Raw genomic sequence first — 4,427 nt, forward strand, 5'->3', positions numbered from 1 at the left:
ACTCCCCGAGAGCCGGAACTGGATTACCAGTCCAACTTCCGGGGAGCGGTTCACACCTCGCGTGGAGGAAGGAGCCCTTCATCGACCTCAGTCCTGCACCCAGTCGAAGGTCTTCGTGACGGCCTTCTTCCAGTTCGCGTACTCGGAGGCGCGCCGGGAGTCGTCCATCTGCGGCTCCCACCTCTTGTCCTCCGCCCAGTTCTGCCGGACGTCGTCCTCCGACTTCCAGAAGCCGACCGCGAGACCGGCCGCGTAGGCGGCACCCAGCGCGGTGGTCTCGGCGACGACCGGGCGGATCACCGGCACGCCGAGGATGTCCGCCTGGAACTGCATCAGCAGCTCGTTCACGACCATGCCGCCGTCGACCTTCAACGCCGTCAGGTCGACGCCGGAGTCGGCGTTCATCGCGTCGAGCACCTCCCGCGTCTGGAAGGCGGTCGCCTCCAGCACGGCCCGCGCGAGGTGGCCCTTGTTGACGAACCGGGTCAGGCCGACGATCGCGCCGCGGGCGTCGGAACGCCAGTACGGCGCGAACAGGCCGGAGAACGCGGGCACGAAGTACGCGCCGCCGTTGTCCTCGACCGACCGCGCGTGCTCCTCGATCTCCGCCGCGCTGGAGATCATGCCGAGGTTGTCGCGCAGCCACTGCACCAGCGAGCCGGTGACCGCGATCGACCCCTCCAGCGCGTAGACCGGAGCCGCGTCGCCGATCTTGTAGCAGACGGTGGTGAGCAACCCGTTCTCGCTCATCACCTTCTCGGTGCCGGTGTTGAGCAGCATGAAGTTGCCGGTGCCGTAGGTGTTCTTGGCCTCACCGGGCGACAGGCACGCCTGGCCGAACGTCGCGGCCTGCTGGTCGCCGAGGATGCCCGCGATCGGCACACCGGCCAGCGCACCGCGTTCGCGCACCTGGCCGTAGACCTCCGACGAGGACCGGATCTCCGGCAGCATCGACATCGGAATGCCCATGTCGGCGGCGATCTCCGCGTCCCACTGCAGCGTGTCGAGGTCCATCAGCATGGTGCGCGACGCGTTCGTGGGATCCGTGACGTGCACTCCGCCGTCGACGCCGCCCGTCATGTTCCACAGCACCCACGTGTCCATGTTGCCGAACACCAGGTCACCGGCCTCGGCGCGGTCCCGCGCGCCCTCGACGTTGTCGAGGATCCAGCGGACCTTGGGCCCGGAGAAGTAGGTCGCCAGCGGCAGACCTACCTTGGCCCGGTACCGTTCCTGCCCGCCGCCGAGCGCACCCAGCTCGGTGACGATCTTGTCCGTCCTGGTGTCCTGCCAGACGATCGCGTTGTAGACGGGCTCGCCGGTGTTGCGGTCCCACACCACGGCCGTCTCGCGCTGGTTGGTGATGCCGACGGCAGCGATGTCCGAAGTGGACAGATCGGCCTTCGCGAGCGCGCCCGCGGCGACCTGACGGGTGTTCTGCCAGACCTCCATCGGGTCGTGCTCGACCCAGCCCGCCTTCGGGAAGATCTGCTCGTGCTCCTTCTGGTCGACCGACGCCACCCGACCCGAGTGATCGAAGATCATGCAGCGGGTCGACGTGGTGCCCTGGTCGATCGCGGCCACGTACTGGGTCATGCGAGAAGTCCTTTCAGACCGGGAGAACCAGGAAGAGCAACGCGGCGAGCGCGCCACCCACGAGCGGGCCGACGACCGGGATCCACGAGTAGCCCCAGTTGGCGTTGCCCTTGTTGCGAATCGGCATGAGGAACGCGTACGCGATGCGCGGACCGAGGTCGCGCGCCGGGTTGATGGCGTATCCCGTGGGACCACCGAGCGACGTACCGATCACCAGCACGACGAACGCGACACCCGCGTAACCGAGCGCCGAGTTGCCGAACTGCGGCAGCCCGCCCTCCGCGACCTTCGCGGGCGGCGACAGCAGAATCCACGCGACGAGAACGAACGTGCCGATGATCTCGGAGACGAGGTTCCACGGCGCGTTGGGCACCGTCGGCCCGGTGGAGAAGATGCCGAGCGTGTTCTGCGGCTCGTCGTGCGTGTCGAACTGCAGCTTGTACGTCGCCCAGCACAGCATCGCACCGACGATCGCCCCGACCATCTGTCCGAGGATGTAGACGGGAACGTCGCCCCACGGCGTCTTGTCGGCGATCGCGAGTCCCAGCGTCACGGCGGGGTTCAGGTGAGCCCCGCTCGGGTTGGCGATGCTCGCACCGGTGAAGACGGCGAAAGCCCAGCCGACGTTGACGAACAGGAACCCTGTGCTGTTGCCGAGCGTGTTCTTGAGCACCTGGTTCGCGACGACACCGGTGCCCAGGAGGATGAGGACCGCGGTCCCCAGCAGCTCCCAAACGAAGATCGATCCTGCACTCATCGTCGACCTCCCTCGTTTGCGGCTAGGAGGGAGCGCACACCCCAGGAGGTCAGGCCGCGCCGCCCGCCCACAACGTGCTCGGACGCTATTACCGCGCTGATCAGTTGTCCACGCCAACCACACGGGGTCAGGCCGTTTTCAGGCCGTTCGATTCTGGTGTTCCCGCCCGTGGGCGAAGGGCGGTTGCTGCAGGTAACGTGATCCGCGAGTCGTCACAGGGAGGCGTCTGTCGTGGCCACGCGCAAGAACGCAGCTGCAGCACCGCAAACCCCCTCCGCCCCGCCGATCACCGGCAGGCTGGGTCCCGCCGAGCGCGAGGAGTCGTGGCAGCGGCTGGGGGCGGAGACGTTCGACCTCGTGGTGATCGGCGGCGGTGTGGTCGGTGTCGGCGCCGCACTCGACGCGGCCACCAGAGGCCTGCGGGTGGCGCTCGTCGAGGCCCGTGACCTGGCGTCCGGCACGTCGAGCCGGTCCTCCAAGCTCTTCCACGGCGGCCTGCGGTACCTGGAGCAGCTCGAGTTCGGGCTGGTCCGCGAGGCCCTGCGCGAACGCGAGCTGATGCTGACGCGCATCGCACCCCACCTGGTGAAGCCGGTGAGCTTCCTGTACCCGCTCTCGAACCGGGTGTGGGAGCGGCCGTACACGGCGGCGGGTCTGTTCCTCTACGACACGATGGGCGGCGCCCGGTCCGTGCCGGGCCAGAAACACCTCACCCGCGCGGGCGCTCTCCGGCTGGTCCCTGCGTTGAAGCGGGACGCGCTGATCGGCGGCATCCGTTACTACGACGCCCAGGCCGACGACGCGCGGCACACGATGATGGTGGGCCGCACCGCCGCGCACTACGGCGCAGTCGTCCGCACGTCGACCCAGGTCGTCGGGTTCCTGCGCGAGGCAGACCGCGTGTCCGGCGTGCGCGTGCGCGACGTCGAGGACGGCCGCGAGGTCGACGTGCGGGCGCACGCGGTGATCAACGCGACGGGCGTGTGGACGGACGAGCTGCAGCGCCTCTCCGGCTCGCGGGGCCGGTTCCGCGTGCGGGCGTCGAAGGGCGTGCACATCGTCGTTCCGCGCGACCGCATCGTCGCCGAGTCCGGGATGATCCTGCGCACCGAGAAGTCCGTGCTGTTCGTGATCCCGTGGCGCAACCACTGGATCGTCGGCACCACCGACACCGACTGGAACCTCGACCTGGCGCACCCGGCGGCGACCAAGCACGACATCGACTACATCCTCGACCACGTCAACTCGGTGCTCGCGACGCCGTTGACGCACGACGACATCGAGGGCGTCTACGCGGGTCTTCGTCCTCTGCTGGCCGGCGAATCCGATTCGACGTCGAAGCTTTCCCGTGAGCACGCGGTGGCCCGCGTCGCACCCGGACTCGTCGCGATCGCTGGCGGCAAGTACACGACGTACCGGGTGATGGGCGCGGACGCCGTCGACGCGGCGCACGTGGACCTGCCTGGCCGGATCCAGCCGTCCATCACCGACAAGGTGCCGCTGGTCGGCGCCGACGGCTACCACGCGCTGGTGAACCAGGCCGATCAGCTCGCGGCCAAGCACGGCCTGCACCCGTACCGCGTGCGGCACCTGCTGGATCGCTACGGCTCGCTGGTGCACGAGGTGTTGTCGCTGGCCGCGGACAACCCGGACCTGCTGAAGCCGATCCCTGCCTCCCCCGACTACCTGCAGGTGGAGGCGGTCTACGCGGCGTCACACGAGGGCGCCCTGCACCTCGAGGACGTACTGACCCGCCGTACGCGCATCTCCATCGAGTACGCGCACCGCGGCGTCGACTCGGCGGAGCCGGTGGCGCGGCTGATCGCGCCGGTGCTCGGGTGGGACGAGGACGCGATCAAGCGCGAGATCGAGATCTACAACGCCCGCGTCGAGGCCGAGCGCGCGTCCCAGACCAAGCCGGACGACCAGGCGGCCGACGCCGTCCGTGCCGCCGCGCCGGAGGCACGTGCTCAGTTGATCGAACCCGTGAGCTGAGCGTGCCCCGCGTTGGTCTGACGATGAACGGCGCTTTTGTCCACCTGGTGTTTTAACCAGGGGTGAGGTCCTTGGGACG

3 protein-coding genes are annotated in these 4,427 nt (G+C 68.8%); 1 reads left to right on the forward strand and 2 read right to left on the reverse strand.

Features of this window, described 5'->3' with window-relative positions; translation table 11 throughout:
• Positions 1-87: 87 nt before the first annotated feature.
• Together glpK and IEZ09_RS45670 are read right to left on the reverse strand one after the other, a co-directional pair.
• A complete protein-coding gene (gene glpK / locus IEZ09_RS45665) occupies positions 88-1,596 on the reverse strand; it encodes a glycerol kinase GlpK (RefSeq protein WP_189260105.1) in 1,509 nt (502 codons plus the stop codon).
• Between the two features lie 13 nt (positions 1,597-1,609).
• Positions 1,610-2,353: an MIP/aquaporin family protein gene (locus tag IEZ09_RS45670; protein WP_189260106.1), complete on the reverse strand. Its 744-nt coding sequence runs from the start codon at positions 2,351-2,353 to the stop codon at positions 1,610-1,612.
• Positions 2,354-2,638: 285 nt separating this feature from the next.
• Between IEZ09_RS45670 and IEZ09_RS45675 the strand changes: the two genes are divergently transcribed.
• Complete coding sequence (locus IEZ09_RS45675) at positions 2,639-4,348, forward strand: glycerol-3-phosphate dehydrogenase/oxidase (RefSeq protein ID WP_189260107.1); 1,710 nt, start codon at positions 2,639-2,641, stop codon at positions 4,346-4,348.
• The last annotated feature ends 79 nt before the right edge of the window (positions 4,349-4,427 follow it).

Source organism: Lentzea flava (genome assembly GCF_014648475.1).
Taxonomy (GTDB): Bacteria; Actinomycetota; Actinomycetes; order Mycobacteriales; family Pseudonocardiaceae; genus Lentzea; species Lentzea flava.

What these genes read in the sequence shown, in the direction of transcription:
- glpK (WP_189260105.1), bottom strand. Translation starts at nt 1,596, where the DNA reads ATGACCCAGTACGTGGCCGCGATCGACCAGGGCACCACGTCGACCCGC.
- IEZ09_RS45670 (WP_189260106.1), bottom strand. Translation starts at nt 2,353, where the DNA reads ATGAGTGCAGGATCGATCTTCGTTTGGGAGCTGCTGGGGACCGCGGTC.